This is a genomic window from Paludisphaera borealis, from assembly GCF_001956985.1.
GTDB lineage: Bacteria > Planctomycetota > Planctomycetia > Isosphaerales > Isosphaeraceae > Paludisphaera > Paludisphaera borealis.
Genome location: NZ_CP019082.1, coordinates 6,504,510 through 6,522,969 on the forward strand (window position 1 = coordinate 6,504,510; position 18,460 = coordinate 6,522,969).

General features: G+C 66.0%; 13 protein-coding genes. 4 read left to right on the top strand and 9 right to left on the bottom strand.

What is annotated here, in order from left to right:
• Positions 1-95 precede the first annotated feature (95 nt).
• The 3 genes from BSF38_RS25100 to BSF38_RS25110 form a co-directional block, all read right to left on the bottom strand.
• Positions 96-1,601 (bottom strand): hypothetical protein, encoded by a 1,506-nt coding sequence (locus BSF38_RS25100; RefSeq protein WP_076349804.1) that lies wholly within the window; start codon positions 1,599-1,601, stop codon positions 96-98.
• Complete coding sequence (locus BSF38_RS25105) at positions 1,598-3,283, bottom strand: hypothetical protein (RefSeq protein WP_076349805.1); 1,686 nt, start codon at positions 3,281-3,283, stop codon at positions 1,598-1,600. Before BSF38_RS25105 ends, BSF38_RS25100 begins: the two co-directional genes overlap by 4 nt.
• Before the next feature lie 660 nt (positions 3,284-3,943).
• The gene (locus tag BSF38_RS25110; RefSeq protein WP_076343043.1) at positions 3,944-5,092 is read right to left on the bottom strand and encodes an IS110 family RNA-guided transposase; all 1,149 of its coding nucleotides are present in this window, start codon (positions 5,090-5,092) and stop codon (positions 3,944-3,946) included.
• A gap of 689 nt (positions 5,093-5,781) precedes the next feature.
• Here BSF38_RS25110 and BSF38_RS25115 point away from each other — a divergent pair.
• The 3 genes from BSF38_RS25115 to BSF38_RS25125 all read left to right on the top strand — a co-directional run bounded on the left by BSF38_RS25115 (position 5,782) and on the right by BSF38_RS25125 (position 8,212).
• Positions 5,782-6,972 carry an alcohol dehydrogenase catalytic domain-containing protein gene (locus BSF38_RS25115; RefSeq protein ID WP_076349806.1) on the top strand — a complete coding sequence of 397 codons (1,191 nt, stop codon included), beginning with the start codon at positions 5,782-5,784 and terminating at the stop codon, positions 6,970-6,972.
• 164 nt (positions 6,973-7,136) lie between these two features.
• Positions 7,137-7,655: a redoxin domain-containing protein gene (locus tag BSF38_RS25120; RefSeq protein WP_076349807.1), complete on the top strand. Its 519-nt coding sequence runs from the start codon at positions 7,137-7,139 to the stop codon at positions 7,653-7,655.
• On the top strand, positions 7,652-8,212 hold the full coding sequence (locus BSF38_RS25125) for a DsbA family protein (protein WP_076349808.1): 561 nt from the start codon (positions 7,652-7,654) through the stop codon (positions 8,210-8,212). The genes BSF38_RS25120 and BSF38_RS25125 overlap by 4 nt, the downstream gene beginning before the upstream one ends.
• A 30-nt stretch (positions 8,213-8,242) precedes the next feature.
• Here BSF38_RS25125 and BSF38_RS25130 read toward each other — a convergent pair whose 3' ends face one another.
• The 6 genes from BSF38_RS25130 to BSF38_RS25155 all read right to left on the bottom strand — a co-directional run bounded on the left by BSF38_RS25130 (position 8,243) and on the right by BSF38_RS25155 (position 15,558).
• Complete coding sequence (locus BSF38_RS25130) at positions 8,243-9,295, bottom strand: LLM class flavin-dependent oxidoreductase (protein ID WP_076349809.1); 1,053 nt, start codon at positions 9,293-9,295, stop codon at positions 8,243-8,245.
• A 152-nt stretch (positions 9,296-9,447) separates the two neighbouring features.
• Positions 9,448-11,049, bottom strand: a complete 1,602-nt coding sequence (locus BSF38_RS25135; protein WP_076349810.1) for an MFS transporter — start codon at positions 11,047-11,049, stop codon at positions 9,448-9,450.
• Positions 11,036-11,551, bottom strand: a complete 516-nt coding sequence (locus tag BSF38_RS25140) for a hypothetical protein (protein ID WP_076349811.1) — start codon at positions 11,549-11,551, stop codon at positions 11,036-11,038. Before BSF38_RS25140 ends, BSF38_RS25135 begins: the two co-directional genes overlap by 14 nt.
• On the bottom strand, positions 11,548-12,303 hold the full coding sequence (locus BSF38_RS25145; RefSeq protein WP_076349812.1) for a hypothetical protein: 756 nt from the start codon (positions 12,301-12,303) through the stop codon (positions 11,548-11,550). The genes BSF38_RS25140 and BSF38_RS25145 overlap by 4 nt, the downstream gene beginning before the upstream one ends.
• 271 nt (positions 12,304-12,574) lie before the next feature.
• The gene (locus tag BSF38_RS25150) at positions 12,575-14,236 is read right to left on the bottom strand and encodes a TolC family protein (RefSeq protein ID WP_076349813.1); all 1,662 of its coding nucleotides are present in this window, start codon (positions 14,234-14,236) and stop codon (positions 12,575-12,577) included.
• 23 nt (positions 14,237-14,259) lie between these two features.
• Positions 14,260-15,558, bottom strand: coding sequence for an HlyD family secretion protein (locus BSF38_RS25155; protein WP_083713435.1), 1,299 nt, complete (start codon positions 15,556-15,558; stop codon positions 14,260-14,262).
• Positions 15,559-16,275: 717 nt separating this feature from the next.
• Between BSF38_RS25155 and BSF38_RS25160 the strand changes: the two genes are divergently transcribed.
• On the top strand, positions 16,276-18,435 hold the full coding sequence (locus BSF38_RS25160) for an alpha/beta hydrolase family protein (RefSeq protein ID WP_083713438.1): 2,160 nt from the start codon (positions 16,276-16,278) through the stop codon (positions 18,433-18,435).
• The last annotated feature ends 25 nt before the right edge of the window (positions 18,436-18,460 follow it).

Here is an 18,460-nt window from a genome sequence, read left to right on the forward strand (position 1 = left end):
CCCCGCGAAGGGTCAAGAACGACGACCTCGGGCAACATCAAAACCTGGGAGACGTGCGGCCGCCCGGGCGGCAGTGCGCCGGGCGACTCTCCTTTTCAACGTCGGCGAGGGCGTTTTTGTTCAGGGGTCTCGGCGGAAACGGGGAGGCCGGGGTCGGGCTTCGGGGGTTGGCGCTCCGGTCGGGTTTCGGAGTCGTTGGCGAGGTTGCCGCCGGCGCGGCTCGACGGCCGGTCTTCTTCCACGAGCTCGACCCGGAAGTCGTCGAACTGGGCCTCACCGTAGCCGGCCAGGCCGAAGGTCACGGTGAACTCGCAGTCGGTCGGGGCCTTGCGGTAGAGGACCACCCGGCTGAACTGGGGGATGACGTCGGTGGTTCGGAACTGGAGCTGCTCGCCGCCGATCGAGTCGCGGACGATGATCCCTCCGCCGCCGGGCGTCCCCTCCATCGGCCGCTTCACGAGCACGGAGATCCGGATCAGGTTGCTGGCCTTGACCGCGACGGCCGGCGACCGGACGGCCGCCACGGGGAAGTCGAGGAACGCCGGAAGGGTCGTTTCGAGATCCGCGGGGTTCTTGGGATTCACGCTCAGCCGGATCATCCGGTTTGTCTTCGACTTGCCGCGCGGCACGACGGCCATTTTCGAGTCGATCCCTTCCATCTGGTAGCTCAGGTCCATCCAGCCGGCGTCGGTCATCTCCCGGGGGTCGTCGAACCCGCCGGATGAGACCCGGTTGTCGCCGAACCGATAACCCGGCTTGCCGATGATCCAGTCGAGCCAGATGTGCGCCTCGGGGAGCGTGCTGAACGAGACCAGCGGCGGGCAGCAGACCGGCTTGATCAGCACCGGCGGCTGGAGCGGCCTTTCGTCGTTGTCGGGGGGCTTGTTCCCCCAGGACGGGTCGTCGGGGGGCGCCCCGTCGAACCGGACCCTCGTGGACTTCTGGGCGAAGATGACGTAGGTCTTGACCCAGTGGGTGAACGCCAGAATCCGCAGGGGGCGCAACGCGCGGCGAGCCTCGGCCCAGGCCAGGGCGAAATCCTCGCGGTCGCGGGCGTCGCGGGCCGACTTGATGCTCGCCTCGGCCGTCGCCAGCAGTTGCTCAGCCTCGTTGATGGGCTTGGTCAGGCCGAGGGTCTTGTTCCGCAGCTCGTCCTCCTCGTTCACCATCGTCTGGCCGTCGGCGGCCAGCCGGCCGTTGGCCTCGGACGTCGCCTGGAGCATCAGTTCCGCCTGCTCGATCGCGAGCTGGACGGCCATCGGACGCGCCCGCTGGATGGCCTGTTCGAGGCGGTTCACCAGGGCCATGTCGGTCGTGCAGAGGATCATCGAGGTCACCCCGAACTCCGGGAGGGTGATTCGCGTCCCGCCGGGGCCGCGTTCCCGGTTCAGCGGCTGCACCCCTCCCGGACTGATCTCGAACGCCTGGGCGCTCTCGGGAAGGACGGCCCGGACGATGAGATTCCGGGTGGCCATCTGGTGGGGCTGGTACTGGGCGTAGGCGGTGTAGTCGGCCAGCAGGAGCAGGGCCCCTCGGCGGTCGACGGCGATCGCCGCCGCCTTGTGGTTGGGCTTGGGCTTGAACTCCGGGATCGGCTTCACCCGGGTGCCGGCGGTCGAGCCCGGGGGGGGACGTTCGGGGGATCGGGGTCGAAGACCGGGTAGAGCGGAATCGACACCCCGGCGTTGGCCAGGATCGACTCGACCAGGTCGATCTCCATGTTCAGGACGGCCATCTCGATCAGCAGGGGCCGACCGGCCGGCCGCGTCAGGTCGGCGTCGCCCTGGAAGCCCAGGCCCCGGTAGCCGGCCGAGAGCGCCAGGTAGGTCATCAGCCGGAGCTGTTCGGGGAGCACTCGAGGGACGCCCCAAGCCGGCGGCGGCTCGTCGCCCCAGATGTTCCGCCGCAACGACTCCGAGGCCGCGGTCGGAATCCAGGCCCAGAAGAGCTGGTTGGCGTTGGAGCGGGTGGTCAGCCGACGTCGCTGGAGCAGGTACTCGTAGAACTCCGCCTGGTCCTGAGCCGCCGCCCAGTGGTTAAGCTTTATACCAATTGTATCGAGATTGCCGGGCGCCCGAGCGTACAACGGGAGGTCGCCCTCGACGATCCCCGTCGTCAGCCTCGAGAACTTCTGCGGCATGCCGCGCAACGCCGTGATCAGCTTCCGCGTCCGGGCCAACTCGCCCTCGCGAACCTTCAACTCGCGGTTCCGCCCCAGACCCTCGCCGGCCATCCAGAACGACACCGCGTCCTTGAACTTGTACGACTCGATTTCCTTGATCTGCGCCGCAACATCTTCGTCTGTCTTGGCTTCCGTCAGCTTCGGCATGAGGGTGAACCCGCCGTTCACGGCCGTCTGGATGCGCTCGGGATCGGATTTCAGGTCGTCGGCCAGTATATCGAACCCGTATCTCCTCAACTCAGCCACGTCGGCGCCGTCGGCATCGATCGCCGTGGGGAACCAATCGTGGAGCTGCTGATCATCGCTCCGTTTCCGCAACCGATTGGAATCAAGGCGGATACGATCATACTTCGCGGTTTTCCCCTCGGCGGCCCCGATCGCTGGGGCGGCTGCCGCCGGCGGATCGCCGGCCGCTCCGGGAGGGCTCCAGGCCGCTAGGATTTCCGGGCTGACCGGGCTGACCGAGAGATCGTCGAGGAAGACTTCCGAAGACCCCACGCCTCCCATCAGGTTGACGACCACCTTATCGATGTACGCCCCTTCCAGGCTCACGGGCCGCCGCGACGACGCGCGGAGCACCCGCACTTGCTTCTCGATCGCCGGCACCATGTGGGCGACTTCCAGCCTCTGCCAGCGGTCGACCCGGTCGAAGATCGTCCCTGGCACCAGCACGAACGACGCAGCCCGGGTCTCGGGATCGACGTCCGAAGGCAGAACCACCCGGACGAAAAGCTGGACCCCGGCCCGGTTGGCCCGGGTGTTCAGGACGACCTCAAGCTTCTCCGTAACCCGAACCTTGGGAAGGGGATAGCTGACGAAGAACTGACTCCCCTGGTCGGCCTCGAACTGGAACCGCTCCGACAGCCGGCCGTCGTGCGCCGCGCGCTCCGACCGCTCTTGGGCCAGCAGGTTGATCGTCGTATCGGTGTGCTCGCGCTGCCAGACGACCCCGGGCGTCTCGAACCCGTCGTGCAGCACGGCGACTTCTTGCTTGGGAACATTGGGTTCGTTCGGCTCGTCGGCCGCATACCCGAGCATGGCGCCCGAGGCCGTGACGATCCCCAAAACCCACCCGATGCGCGATCGAAGCCAGCTTTCCATCGGCTCGAGACCTCCCTGTACTCGGGCCACCCCTTCGCGGATTGATTGAACCTCGGATCTTATCCCCACCTCCCCAAACCGAGAAGGTCAAACGAAATTGGCTTCCTTCGTCTCGCCGAATTCGCCCGAACCTATTATCCTCAAAAGGTTTGCCGCAAACCCACCTGGCTTCGCTCGACGAGATTCCGCCCCCGCCGTTCGTTTCAGGCTCACGACGATGCGGGACTTCCCCGAACGCCGATTGGCTTTGTTCGTCGCGGATTCGCCCCGATACTCGCCGATCGACCCGTCCGCGTCCGGACGCCCCCGATTGGCTTTGATTGGCGAAAAACCACCCTTCCAAACCCCGCCTTCACTTTGCCCACCTCGGTCCGACTCCGACTTCCCCGGCCCCTCGTCAATGGCTTCATTCGCCTCGGTCGGCCAGCTGCAACTAATTGATATAACGACACTTACAACTCAGCCAATTTGGCTTCGCTCGACGAAAAAAAACGCTCGTCCTTGACGGCGTCTCTCGCGCTTCGGCTCAGCCCGACCCGTTTCCATCGATCATCCGCCAATGGCTTCGTTTGTCGCGATCCACCCCAACCCGCCGCCCGGAACCGACGTTCCGGCCCGCCGCTCGAATTGGCTTCTTCTGAAAATCTTCCGGGCCATGTGTCAGGCTGCAGGGGCTGGTAGTTGGCGTTCGCGGTAGTCGGCCCCGTTCTTGAGCAGGTGCCAGATCACCACCAGGATCTTGTGCGCCACGGCGATCAGAGCCTTCTTTTTCCCGAGTCGTGGGACCCATCGACGGTAGCAGATGCTGAAGGCGGTGTTCTTGGCGTGGCTGGCCGACCACGCCGACTGCACCAGGAGCGAACGCAGCCACGGACTCCCCTTGGTCGTCTTGCCGCTGCGGCGTTTGCCGGCGCTTTGGTCGTTGCCCGGGCACAGCCCCGCCCAGGAGCAGAGGTGGCCCGCGGTCGGGAACGACTCCACGTCCGGCCCGATCTCCCCCACGATCACCTCCGCCGCCCGATCCCCCACTCCGGGGATCCCCTGGAGCCGGCCCGCCGCCTCGTCGAACGGCCTCATGGCCTCGTCGATCCGCTCGTCCAGCCGCTCGATCAGGCGTTCCAACGCGTCGATCTGATCCGTCAGCAGCCGGAGCACGAAGCGGTGGTGGTCGGTGACCCGGCCCAACAGCGCCCGCCTCAGCTCGGGGATCTTGCCCCGGAGCCGCTGCTTGGCCAGATCGGCCAGCTTCTCCGGGTCGTCCTGGCCGTCGATGATCGCCCGGATCATGGCGCGCCCCGAGGCCCCCAGGACGTCGCTGGCCACCGACCCCAGCTTGACGTTGGCGTCCTCCAGCGTCTTCTGGAGGCGATTGGCCACCGCGGCGCGGTCGCGGACCAACTCGGTGCGCTGCCGGGTCAGGTCGCGAAGCTCGCGGATCTCCGGCTTGGGGATGAAGCTGGGCGACAGCAGGCCGTGCTGGAGCAACTGGGCGATCCACTCGGCGTCCTTGACGTCGGTCTTGCGGCCGGGGACCTGCTTGAGCCGCCCGGCGTTGACCAGCATCACGTCGAATCGCCCTTCCAGGATGTGGAAGATCGGCTTCCAGTAGACGCCCGTGCTCTCCATGGCGACCTCGCGGACGCCGTGGGCGTCGAGCCAGTCGGCCAGGGCCAGCAAGTCCGCGGTCATCGTGCCGAAGGTGTGGACCACCGAGGCGACCGAGCCGTCGGGGTTGATGTGGCGGACGCAGGCGACGACGGTCTTCTTGTGGACGTCGAGCCCGGCGCAGCGATCGTGAACGATGTCCATGACGTCCCCTCCAACTCGAGTGGTCGGAAACGAAGCAGTCCGAGCCGGTGGGACGACCTCGGGGCGTAAAGCAGTTTCTTCTACGTGCTCCCCCGCTTCCGGGGGGCGACAGGACGGGGTTCGACATGAAGTCGAGCCGAGGCCGGGACCAAGTTCCTTCGCGGGTTCGCGACACCAAAGCCAATGACGGCCTCTCGCCCAGGGCCGGACATCCGCAGCATAACCCAACCCGACCCCATTTTCATGGGACGGGTTGAGCCAAAGGCTCATGACCGTTCCTTCGTCGCCGTTTCAACGCCCCGCGTACTCTGTCCGCCCGCCAAGATGTCAAAGAGCCGGAGAACACTGATCATCCATTCTGAGTTTACTCCATGGGGGACGCCTCCAACGCGATCGGGGACGTGTCTTGAGGAAATCCATCATACAATGCTCAGCCATAGCGGTTTCCACCTCCTTTCTAAACACCTTGCCCTTTTCAAGTTCATAACAATCTATTTATGCAAGATTTGTTTCTACTGAATTACGAATGTCTTATGACTTCACTCATTTATCAAGCTATTTTCTTTGAACGATTTCTGTCCGCGCTCCGTCAGAACTAGCGGGATGGCTTGGCGATTGCATCGCACATCCTCCAAGGCTTTCAAGGCTTTTCCAATTCGTGGCTTCAACATCCGAGGGGAGGATCAAGCATGACAGGCAATCGCGCCATCGCCTACATGGGGCCGAAGAAGCTCGAGATTCAAAACCTCGATTTCCCAAAACTCGTCGACCCTCGTGGCAACAAGTGCGATCACGGCGTCATCATCAAGCTGGTGACCACGAACATTTGCGGCAGTGACCAGCACATCTACCGAGGACGCTTCCCGGCACCTTCGGGGATGATCCTGGGACACGAGAACACAGGCGAAGTCGTCGAGGTCGGCCGCGACGTGCTGTTCATCAAGAAGGGCGACCTGGTCTCAGTCCCATTCAACGTCGCCTGCGGGCGATGCCGCAACTGCCGGGAGCAGCACACCGAGGTGTGCGAGACCACCAACCCCGAAGTCTCCTGCGGGGCCTACGGATTCAACCTCGGCGGCTGGCAGGGCGGGCAGGCCGACTACATGATGGTCCCCTACGCCGACTTCCAACTGCTGAAGTTCCCCGACAAGGCCCAGGCGATGGCGAAGATCAAGGATCTCACCTTGCTCTCGGACATCCTGCCGACCGGCTACCACGCGTGCGTCGAGGCGCGGGTCGGGACCGGCTCCACGGTATATATCGCCGGGGCCGGTCCGGTGGGCCGGTGCGCCGCGGCGAGCGCCCGCCTGCTGGGTGCGTCCTGCATCATCGTCGGCGACACCAACAAAGAGCGGCTGGCGCTGGTGAAGAAGGCCGGGTACGAGGTCGTGGACGTCTCCAAGAAGACACCGCTGCCCGACCAGATCGAGGCCATTCTCGGCAAGCGCGAAGTGGACTGCGGGGTCGACTGTGTGGGATTCGAGGCGCACGGCCATGGCCCGTCCGCCGAGGACGACCCTGCGGCGGTGCTCAACGCCCTGCTCGAGGTGGTCCGCGCGCCCGCCGGGATCGGCGCCGTGGGCGTCTACATCGCGGGAGACTCCCAGGCCAAGACCAAGGAGGCCAAGCAAGGGTTCTACGACATTGAATGGGGCAAGCAGTGGGTCAAGTCGCCGTCGCTGACGACGGGCCAGTGCCCGGTCATGAAGTACAACCGGGGGCTGATGATGGCGATCCTCTGGGGCCGGATGGACTACCTGGGCGAGGTCATGAACGTCGAGGTCATTCCGCTCGAAAAAGCAATCGAGGCGTACCACGTCTTCGACGAAGGCTCGCCCAAGAAGTTCGTCATCGACCCGCACGGCTCTGTCCGCGAGTAGCGGGTGCGAGACCTCGACTCGTCTAGCGATGGGAGAACGAACGCGAGCGGGTTCTCGTCCCGGGGGCGGTGGCGAGCCGCCTCGGGGTTACGAAGCGCATTACTGGCCGGGACGCCACGCGACCCGCCGGGTCCCGCCTCATTTGGAGACCGAAGGATTCAGCCATGAGTACCCAGAACACAAGTTTCGGCTTCGCGCATCCGACCGAAGCGCTCGCGCCCGACACGCCCGCGCCCGATTTCCGATTGCCAAGCACGCCCGACCAGTTCGTCGCGTTGAGCGAGTTCCGAGGCCGTCCGGTCATCCTCGCCTTTTACCCGGCCGACTGGAGTCCCGTGTGCGGCGATGAGATGGCACTATTCAACGAGTTGCTGCCGGAGTTTCACCGTTTTCGCGCGGAGCTGCTCGGCATTTCGGTCGACGGCGTCTGGTGCCACCTCGCGTTCGCCAAAGACCGCAAGCTGCGGTTTCCGCTGCTCGCGGACTTCGAGCCGAAAGGGGCCGTCGCCCACACCTACGGCGCGTATCGTCCGCACGAGGGCATCTGTGAACGCGCACTCTTCGTGATCGACTCGGCGGGAACCATCCGCTGGAGCTACGTGTCTCCTATCGGCGTCAACCCCGGCGCCGACGGCATCCTAGCGGCGCTCGAATCCCTCTCAACACAGGAGGCGTCAAAATGACTCGGCGATCGAGGGCGACACGCTCTGACGTCCCGGTCGGGGATCGCGACCACACGCAAGGGCCGGCGACGGCGCCCGCGACGTTGATGGAGTACGGAGACTTCGAGTGTCCCTACTGCGGCGAAGCCTACTCCATCGTCAAGGACATCCAACGGCGGCTCGGCAGTCGGTTGCGATTCGTCTTCCGCCACTTCCCGCTCGCGACGATCCACCCCCATGCCGAATACGCGGCGGAGGCTGCCGAGGCCGCCGGTGCCCAAGGCAAATTCTGGGAGATGCACGACGTATTGTACGAGAATCAAGAGGCGCTCGACGTCGTGTACCTTGTGCGGTATGCCACCGCTCTCGACCTCGACACGTCACGATTCATCGACGATCTCGACAGACACACCCATGCCGCCCGCGTGCGCGAGGACTTCCTGAGCGGCGCGCGCGGCGGCGTGAATGGCACGCCGACGTTCTTCATCAACGGCGTGCGCCATGACGGTTCCTACGATTTCGACACGTTGTTGGGTGCGCTCGAGGGAGCAATCGGTCGGCAGAATGGGGTCGACTAGAAAGGAGACAGCAGGCCGGAAGGGAAGGGGTCAGGCACGGTACTCAGTGAGGACGTCGCCCGACTGGGGCCGGTTGGCCTCGATTGCTTTATGGATGTCGGAGGTGATCTCGAACGAGCGAAGCCTTGCGGCGTGATCGAAGATCTGGCCGGTGAGGATCAACTCGTCGGCGTCGGTCGCGGCAATCACCGTTTCGAGCCCGCGCCGCACGGTCTCGGGCGAGCCGACGACGGAGACGCGGGTCATGCGGTCGACGTGGGCCCGCTCGACGTCGTTCCAATGGTCGTTCATGTCGTCGACCGGCGGGGGGAGCGGGCCGGGGCGGCCTCGGACCAGGTTGACGAACGCCTGCTGGAGCGAGGTGAACAGCCGCCGGGCCTCGTCGTCCGTCTCGGCCGCGACGACGTTGACGCCGACCATGGCGAGCGGCTTGTCGAGCGAACTGGACGGTCTGAAGTTCTTGCGGTACAGCTTGAGGGCCGCGAGCAGGAGGTCGGGCGCGAAGTGGGAGGCGAAGGCGAACGGCAGGCCAAGCTCGGCGGCGAGCCGGGCGCCGAAGTCGCTCGATCCCAGGATCCAGATCGGGACGTCGAGCCCTTCCCCGGGGATGGCACGGACCGCCTGGCCGGGCACCGCCCGGCGGAAGTAGGATCGAAGCTCCGACAGGTCGTCCGGGAAGGTGTCGCCGCTGCTCCCCAGCTTGCGCCGCAAGGCGTAGGCCGTGACCTGGTCGCCGCCGGGGGCGCGGCCCAGGCCTAGGTCGATCCGGCCGGGGTAGAGCGATTCGAGCGTGCCGAACTGTTCGGCGATGACCAGCGGCGCGTGGTTCGGCAGCATGATGCCGCCGGCGCCCACTCGGATGCTCTCGGTCCCGCCGGCGATGTAGCCGATCAAGACGGAGGTCGCGGCGCTGGCGATGCCAGGAATGTTGTGATGTTCAGCCACCCAGTACCGTTTATAGCCCCACCGCTCGGCATGCCGAGCAAGATCGAGCGTATTGCGAAACGCCTGGGCGGCGGTGCCTCCCTCCACGATCGGCGCGAGGTCGAGTACCGAGAACGGCGTGCCGACATGTTGCTTCATGGGTGTCTCGCGGATCGGGCGGGGCCTACCCGCCTCACGGCGACTTGCGGATGATTCAGGCCCAGGGAACCTTATGGCGAGGCGGGCGGGGGATCAAGCCCCGCCTTGAGAGAGCAAACCGTTCCCGACCCGAATAGCACGACGACCGGCGGTCAGGGAGCGCCGGGGCGCGGGGAAGCGCGGAGTCGGCGCCAGATCCAGAGTACGGAGACGGACGCGGCCAGGACGACCGTGGCGAGGAAGAAGAGGGCGTAGATGGTGGCGAACACCAGATTGTCGGCCTCGTAGTTGACGAACCGGTACAACAGCACTTCGGCGGAACGCCCGGGCGCGGCTTGCCCCGCCTGGCGGAGGGTGTCGCTGAGCAGCGTAACGCGCTGCGAGAGTTCCTCGGCCTGGATCGTGTCGCGGTCGGCCGAGTACGAGTAGTGGACCTTGTGGCCGATGATCAAGCAGTTGATCAGCACCGCCGCCGCCACGCCGCCGCCGAAGAACTGGACGACGTTCAAGAAGGGTCGAACCGTCTCCTCGCGATCCTGGTCGGGGCTGAATTGGAGGTCCATGACGACCATGAACAGGCCGATGCCCAGCCCCATCATGAACCGCCCCGGGGCCAGCTCCCACTGCCCCGGCGCGGGGAACCAGTTGAGGTCGACGACGTCGCGGATGTCCCAGTACGGCCATTCCAGCATCTGCTGGTAACACAAGTACAATCCGCCGGCCAGCAGCGCCAGACCGCCGACGGCGCCCGGCAGGCCGAAGATCACGCGGACGTGCCGCCATCGCAGCCGCGAGAGGGCGAGCGACGCGGCGATGCCGATCGGCATCGGCCAGATCAGCCAGGCGCGCTGCCAGGAGCTGAGATTGACGATCATCCCCCCATAGATGTTCATGATGTAGCCGTGAAAGAACTGGCAGAAGCCGCCGAACGAGAACAAGGCCAGCCGCACCCAGTTCTCGCGCAGAAGGATCCAGTCCAGGTGCGGCCAGGCCGTCCAGAGGGAGACGAGCAGGGCGCAGGCGCCAATGCCCAGGGCCGCCACGATGTCGTTGCTCTCCAGCCAGCCGTGCAATTGCCCCCAGTGCAACGCGTACATGAAGGCGGCCGAAGCCACGACCAGGCCGGGCAGATACGCCAGCGACCCGCGCGGCGCGCGCAGAGGCGACTCGTGGGTCTTCGCCATCGACAGCAGCGCGACCAGTCCGACCGCGGCCGCGCCCCCCTCGAACAAGAAGCCGTGCCGCCAGTCTGACGACTCGTACGTCATCGTGGCGATCGACACGACGCCCGGCCCGGCGACCGGGCAGAGGATCGCGGCCCAGGCGACCGCGATCCGCCAACTGTGATCGAGCAAGAGCGGCGCGAAGTAGATCACCATCCCGGCGCCGACACCGGCCATGGCGCGGCCGATGAGGAAGTCCGACAGCGGCTCCCAGATCTCGGTCACGTTCAGGACCGAGCCGACCACCGCCAGCACCAGTCCCACTTCCGTCAGGCGACGGCACGACCATCGCTGGCCCAACGCCGGGCACGCCAGCATCGCCAGGGCGAGGCTGATCAGATAACACGACTGGAGCGCGTAGACCTCGGCGGGCACCCACCCCTGGCTCACGCCCATCTCGCGCAGGTTCATCGTGTGGCCGCCGGTGGTGAGCAAGACCGCCACCAGAGCGACCATCGGCCGGCCCGCGAGCAGGTAGTCCACGGCCCGCGTCGGCTGGGCGGGCGTCGCGATCGGCTCAGTCGTCGCCATGCACGTTCTTCCCGCCCGGGTCGAGGCGATTGATCCAGGCGAGTTCCATCCCCTGCGGGGTCTGAACCGTGAGCGTCGGCTGAAGCGCCGGCTCGTGGTTCAGAGCCTGCAAACGCACCGCGATCTCGCGGTAGGCGAGCGCGACCGCCGCCTCTTTCTCCGCGAGCTTCAAGCTGTTCCAGCCCGGGCCCGTCGTGAAGATCACCGGCAACCGCACCTCTTGCTGGAAGACGCCGACCCCGTACGGCTGCACGATCGGCACGGGAGACAAGACCTCGGCGTGGCTGTACAGCGGCTTCTGGCCGTCGTCGGCCTGCTGGGAGGTCCAGGTCTGGACCTCCTCGGTGACGTCCAGGAGCGCGGGATCGGTGATCTGGTTCGAGGTGTACGCCGGCGGAAGCGGCCCCACGGGGGGCTTCGGAGGGTCGCAACCCGGGGAGACGAAGCTCAACAACGGCAGCGCCGCGAGCAAGGATCGCATCGAATGCGTCATCGCGTTCATTTGTGCTTCACCTTTCCGCCGGTCGGATCGGCGGCCGGATAGAGGATGGTTTGCCACTCGCGGGAGACCGGGCGATAGTCCGTGGTTCCCACGACGATCTCAAACGTGTCGCCCGGTTCGAGGTTGGCCTCGGTGCCGCGCTGGAAGCTGGCGTAGCCCATGCCGACGATGGCGCCGATCCCCATCGCTCCGCCGATGAAGGCCATGTTTCCACCCGCGTACTGCACCCCCACGCTGGCCCCCGTGCCGGCCCCTTCAAGCCCGAGCAAGGTCGACAGCATCACCCGGCGCATCCGGGTGGCAAACCGCCGGTCGGCCATGTCCATGCGCCAGGGAATCCACTCGGTCTTCCCTTGGTTGGTATGGACGAGCTGGGTCATCTTCATGCTGACGTATCCGGGACGGCCGAACCGGCCGGGGCCCGTGATCCTCGTCACGACGCCTCCCACCAGAGCGGGGTGAGGCGGGCAGGGATCGATCACCTCGGCCAGGAAGCGATCCCCCTCCTGAATCGCCGGGCGGCTGTTGAGCAGTCGCTCGCCCGCGCTGAAGCCGTCGGCCGGCAATACCTGGCAGATGCGCAGGGTCACGGTCAGGCCCGCCTTGAGCACGACGGGTTCGACCTTGGAGATCGGCCCGGTCGGCTCCGCGGCCATCGGCGGCGCCACCGCCGGCTTCGGCGGCAGCTTGTCGAAGTGGGACGACTTCGCGTCGCTCGACGACGCCGGCGGCAGCGGCAATGGGAGCGTCATATCCGGAACGATCAATGGGCCCGTCCCTGGGATTGGACGCAGGGGCGCGATCGGCGACGTCGACCTCGTCGGCGACTCGCCGGGACGCGGCGGCGTCGCTTCTCGTCTCGGCCCCGACGGCGGCGGCAGCGAGAACGATCCGCTGGTGCGCGGCAACGGCTGCGTGAACGGAGATTGCTGGGCAGTCGAAGTCGCGGTCAGGCTCAAGGCCGTCGCCAGGGCGCAGGCCCCGGCCGCCACGGCTCGGTTCAGACGACTCCCACGTGGTCCTTCACGGCCTTCCATCATGGCCCTCCTTCGGGACGCCCGGCGTCCGTTGACTCTCCTTCGACGCCAGCCAGGGCAGCCAGCGGCGGTGGTTCCCTTCCGGCGGCGGCTTCTGCCAGGCCGTCAACCGAGCGATCCGCTTCCGCTCGACGTAGTCGAGAAGTTGTTCGGTGGAGCGGAGGACGTTGAAGCGGGCGAGTTGCAAGTTGTACCACTGCGTCCAGCGGTTGGCGTCGGCCTGGAGCAGGTTGACCCGCGTCCCCAGCACCTCGAGCCAGATCGCCTGCTTCTGCTCGTACATCCGTTCCATCCGTTCCAGCAACTCGTGCCGAAGCGCCAGTTCGGCCTCGCTCAGTTCCCATTCGCGAATCGCCTGCTGCCAGCGATCCCAGGAATTGCCGGCGTCGGCGGCCACTTCGATGAGGGATTTCTCCAACTCCAGTTGCGACAGGACCACGTCGAGCCGCGCCTCTCGAATCCCGGACCAGAGCCCGACGTCGACGACCGGCAGGCCGTAGGACGAGCCGAAGATCGCTCCGAGCGTGATGCCGCCGTTCTTGGTGGGGGAGGTGTTCTTGAAGCCCAGTTCGGCGGGCAGTTGGCCCTCGCCGAACAGTCCCAAAACGCTCTTCTTCTGTTGCAGCCGAGCGATCCGCAGCCCCACGACGCGGATCCGCACGTCCACGCGCTGCTGCTTGGCGAGCTGGACGGCCTCGTCGCGCGAGCCGGGGAAATCGGGCATCCACCGCAGGTCCACCTCGTCGGGCTCGGCCAGGTCGAAGCCGTAGGCGTAGTCCAGCTTGACGGGTATGTTCTCTTTCTGCTGAGGGACGAGCAGCCGGCTCTGGTGCAGGACGAGGGCCAGATCGCGCTGGGTGATCCGCGACTCCTTTTCCAGTTCGGAGAGCAGGACCCGCGCCTTGCGGTCGTTGACCTCGACCTCGGTAAGCTCGACGTCGTGGACTTGCTGCTGATTGAGCTTGCGCTTCGTCAGCGCCACGGTCTCTCCCGTCAGCGCCACTCCCAGCCGGGCGGTGCGGATGCCATAGTCGATCTGCTTGGCCGTATAGTAACCCTGGATCGCCAGGATCATCTGCGACCGCCGCACCAGTTGCTCCATCAGCACCTTGGCGTGGATGCCTTCCTCGGCGATCGGCAGCGCGGTGATGTGGCCGGAGGGGGCCATGGGGAAGTAGAGGTTGGCCCGGTTGAGGGCGGCTTGCTGCAACCCGGGGCTTCCTTCCAGCAAGGCGCCTCCCGTGACGTCGGGCAAGATCATGACCTTACCGGGGCCGCCCAACTGGTTGAAGGCGACCTGCAACTGCGGCAGGTTGACCAGGGGGATGAACGCCTTCAACGCCTCGAATCGAGCGACCGTGGCCCGCTGCGTCGCGACGTTGGCCTGCACCGTATCCACGTTGGCCAGGCTCTGGCGAATGGCGTCGTCGAGGCTCAACGGGACCGACGGCGGCGCGGGCGGGGCAGGGGCTGTCGACGAGGGATCGGCCTCCTCGCCGACCGGCGGCGACGGAGGAGGCGGCGACGCGGCGGGCTGCGCTTGCAGGCTCGCCGGGACGCCGACCAGCACCAGGATCGCCAGGGTCGCCAGCAGCGCCGGCCGAGGACGAGGCGCCGCCGCGCTCGATTTGGAGACAGTCGATTTCATGGGCTCGCTTCTTGTCATACCGTTCACCATTCGTGCGTGCTCTTGCGCACGTAGCGCGTGGTATCGATCGTGATCCGAGTCGACATGCCGGGACGAATGCGGTTCTGAAAGTTTTCTTTATGCGCGAACCGGATGCGCACCGGCAGGCGCTGGACGACCCGGACGAAATTGCCCGTGGCGTTGTCCGGCGGGAACAGCGAGAACACCGCGCCCGATCCGCCCGCCACGCTCTCGACCCAGCCGTCGAACGCCTGCTCGGCGATGGCGTCGACCGTGACCTTCACGGCCTGGCCGACCCGGATGTTCGGCATCTGATTCTCGCGCATGTTGGCGACGATCCAGATGTTCTCGAAGTCGAGCGGCACGATGCTGAGGAACGGCTCGTGGGCCTCGACCGTCTTGCCGACCTGGATGGTGCGACGGCTGACGACGCCGGCCCTGGGGGCGCGGATCAGGGTGTTGCTCAGGTCGAGCTTGGCCTGGCGCAGCTTGGCTTCGGCGAGCGTCTGCTGGTTCCGCAGGCCCATCGCGGTGTCGGCGGCCACGGTGAGTTGCATCTGCTCGGCCTCCGCCCGGCCGACGGTGGCGTCGGTGTTGGCCAGCGCCTTGCGGCTCTGTTCGAGGCGGACGCTCGCCTCCTGGAGTTGCAGTTCGCTGGCCAGCACCTGGCGCTCGGCCCCCTTGATGTCGCTGCGTAGCGATTCGACCTTGGCGATCGCCGAGCGGTAGGCGGCCTCGCGGTTGTCGAACTCTTGGCCGGGAACGTCGCCGCTCTTGGCCAGGCTCTCGAAGCGCTGGTAATAGTACTGGGCGTTGCGTTGCAGCGCCACGAGCCCCGGCATCTGCGCCTGGAGCGCGCCGAGCACCTCTTTCTCCTTCTCGTGCAGCCGGGTGTGGGTTTGCACGGCCACGTTGGCGGCCTGAACCGCCTGCTCGGCCTCGGCGCGCTTGGCCTGCGCGGCGATCAACATCGATTTACGGTCGTCCGTCGTGTACCGCGTCGTCACGTCGGCGGCGTCGGCGGCGTGGCCGGCCTGCTGGTAGTCGGCCAGCGCCTGATCGACGGCGATCTGGAATTCCACCGGATTGATCTGGGCGATGGGGTCGCCCGGCTTGACGATCATGTTGTCGTCGACGAACAGGGCCACCACCTGGCCGGTGACGTCGGACGAGATGGGCGTGATGTTGCCGACGACGTACGCGTTGTCCGTGTACGCGTCGGTCCGCGTGCTCCACCACCAGTAGGCCGATTCCCCGCCAAACGCCAATCCCGCCAAAAGCAGGAGCAGACGGCGTCGGCCCGGGGTCCATAGACGTGGCATGAATCCTTATCCAATCGCATGTCAATGAAATTGCGTATTCCCCTTTCCCGTCAAGGGGTCCATGCGCAACTTCGTCAATAATCCCGAATGGCGCAGATGATCACGAGGGCGCCGGTCTTCACCGCGGAGGACGAGGCCGTCCAAGGACGACGACGGCGCGCAATCGCATCCGGGCTGCTGGGTCGCCCTGTTACAACCGATAGTCTTCGGCGTCGATTTGCGGCGTCGGACCGATGCTAAATATCGCCAGGATTGGCTAATTATTGCCAGGATTGGCTGTAGGCGAGCTGACACCCCGGCTGCTGAAGCTCTGGTAACCACATGCGCCATTTCGCATAGGGTGGACACGGTGGTTGCGACGGCTTCGTCACGAACTAACGTCGTCTTTACCGGGGAGCTTCGCTGATTGCCGGGAGGCGTCGGTGTTGCGAGAAGGCTTGCACACGTCAAGCTTCCCGTTGTTAGCTATCGGCAATTAGAGCCGATTATTCCATTTCTGTCACCTGCAGGGCCAAAATACACCACTCGATTCACGAAATTTCATTAATTGTAGTCAATCGCCACGAGGGCAGCGCGGCGGTCGGCGGCGAAAATCGGGGAAAAACCGCTCCGTCACCGCGGAAAGTGAGGAAACGCGCGGTCCGCACCCGTATCCTGAGTGAATCCCACTGGCCTGCCCGTTGCAGTCTGGTTGCGACACCGACGAGGAGCCACGCCATGCTGTCTCCCTTCAATAGACGATCCTTCGTGCAGGTCGGGATGCGACTCGCGACGACCGCGCTGGCGGTCGGGATGAGTTCCGCGAGTCGAGCCGGCGACGACGCCGAGCCGCCCCTCGCCGCGTACTTCCGGACCGAGACGGCTCGGCTCGCCGCGCATCCGCTGCTCGACGTCAAGACGGCCGAGGAATGGAAAGCGCGTCGCCCCGAACTACAGCGCCGGCTTCTGGAGATGCTCTGCCTCGACCCGGCCCCCGAACGGACCGACCTCCACGCCGAGGTCCGGGGCGTCGTCGAACGTCCCGACCTCGTCGTCGAGAAGATCGTCTTTCAGTCGTCGCCCGGCCTGTACGTCACCGGCGATCTGTACCGGCCGAAGACCGTAACGAAGCCGTTGCCGGCTGTTCTTTACGTCTGCGGGCACGCCAAGGTTGAGAAGAACGGCGTGATCTACGGCAACAAGGCCCATTACCAGCATCACGGGGCCTGGTTCGCGGCCAACGGCTACGTCTGCCTGGTCGTCGACACCCTTCAGCTCGGCGAGGCCCCCGGCCTCCACCACGGCACGTACCGCGAAGGGATGTGGTGGTGGTACTCGAAGGGCTATACGCCGGCCGGAGTCGAAGTCTGGAACGGAATCCGGGCGATCGATTACCTCGTCTCACGCCCCGAGGTCGATCCCTCGCGACTCGGCGTGACCGGCCGGTCCGGCGGGGGCGCGATGTCGTGGTACCTCGGAGCTGTCGACGACCGACTCAAGGTCGTCGTCCCCGTCGCCGGAATCACCGACCTCCACGACCATGTCGTCGCCGGCAACCCCAAGGTCGACCACCCCCACGGCGTCGTCGAAGGCCACTGCGACTGCATGTATTTCAACAATACATACCGCTGGGATCACGCGATGGTCGCCGCACTGGTCGCCCCCAAGGCGCTGCTGGTGGTCAACACCGACGTCGATCCCATCTTCCCCATATCCGGCGTGCGACGGATCTTCAAGAACCTCGAAACCGTCTACGACTGGTACGGCGATCGGAACCGGCTCGATCTGCTCGTCGGCAAGGGAGGGCATGAAGACACCGTGGAGATCCGCCACCCGTCGTTCGCCTGGTTCGAGCGCTGGCTGAAGAACGGAAAGGGACTCGCGCTCGCCGACGTCAAAGAGCCCGACCGCGCCATCCCGGTCGAAGCCCTCAAGGTGCTCGATCCCGGCCGCCCACTCCCCAGCAACGTCAACGACACCGTTCATGAGTCGTTCGCGCCCCCGCCTCCGCAGGTCGCGCCGCCGAAATCCATGTCGGACTGGGAGGCGCTCAAGGCGAAGTGGCGGGCGATGCTGGAAGAGAGGGTATTCGCCGGTTGGCCGTCGGAGCAAGACGGGGGCCGCGTCATCGTCCATCGCCCGTACGTGGCGCGTTCCCAGGACGGCTCGACCGAGATCGCCAAGGGGGGGCTCGGCGTCACGGCCTACGACTTCTGGTCCGACGACCACCCCGAATTGAAACTTCGGATCTGGATGTTCGCGACGCCCGGCCGGAACGCGAAGGTCGTCGATCGCGAGTTGGTCGTGCTCAACGCCGATGGCTGGAATCGATACGCCGGCCTGATCGCCGCGTTCGAATCCGAGACTGGCGATCCGACGGCTCACCCTGAGTTCGAGGCGATCAAGCGGAAGGTCGAGGGCGGGGCGTTGATCTCGCTCCTGGCTCCACGAGGCGTCGGCCCGACCGCCTGGCCCAAAGAGAAGGATGTGCAGATCCGCCGTCGGTTCGCCCTGCTCGGCCAGACCCTCGACGGCATGCGCGTCCTCGACGTCCGCCGCGCCTCGAAATGCGTGCAGCCCTCCGGCGAAGGCCCGCCGCTGACGCTCGTCGGCGACGGCGACGCCGCGCCTCTGGCCCTCTGGGCGGCGGTCTTCGAGCCGGAGGTCGGCAAGGTCGTCCTCTCCAACCCTCCCGCCACGGTCCGCGACGGCCCCGCGTTCCTCAACCTCGATCGCGTCCTGACCATGCCGCAGGCCGTCGCCTTGCTCTATCCAAGGTCCGTCGTGATCGAGAACTCCGCGCCCGAGCCCTGGGCCTGGCCCCGCGCCCTGGCCCGCTATCTCGGGGCGGCCTCCCCCTGGCCGGTCATAGAACCGCGGAGTCGGGCGTCCCGTTGAGAAGGCCCCGATGCGGAGCAAGCGG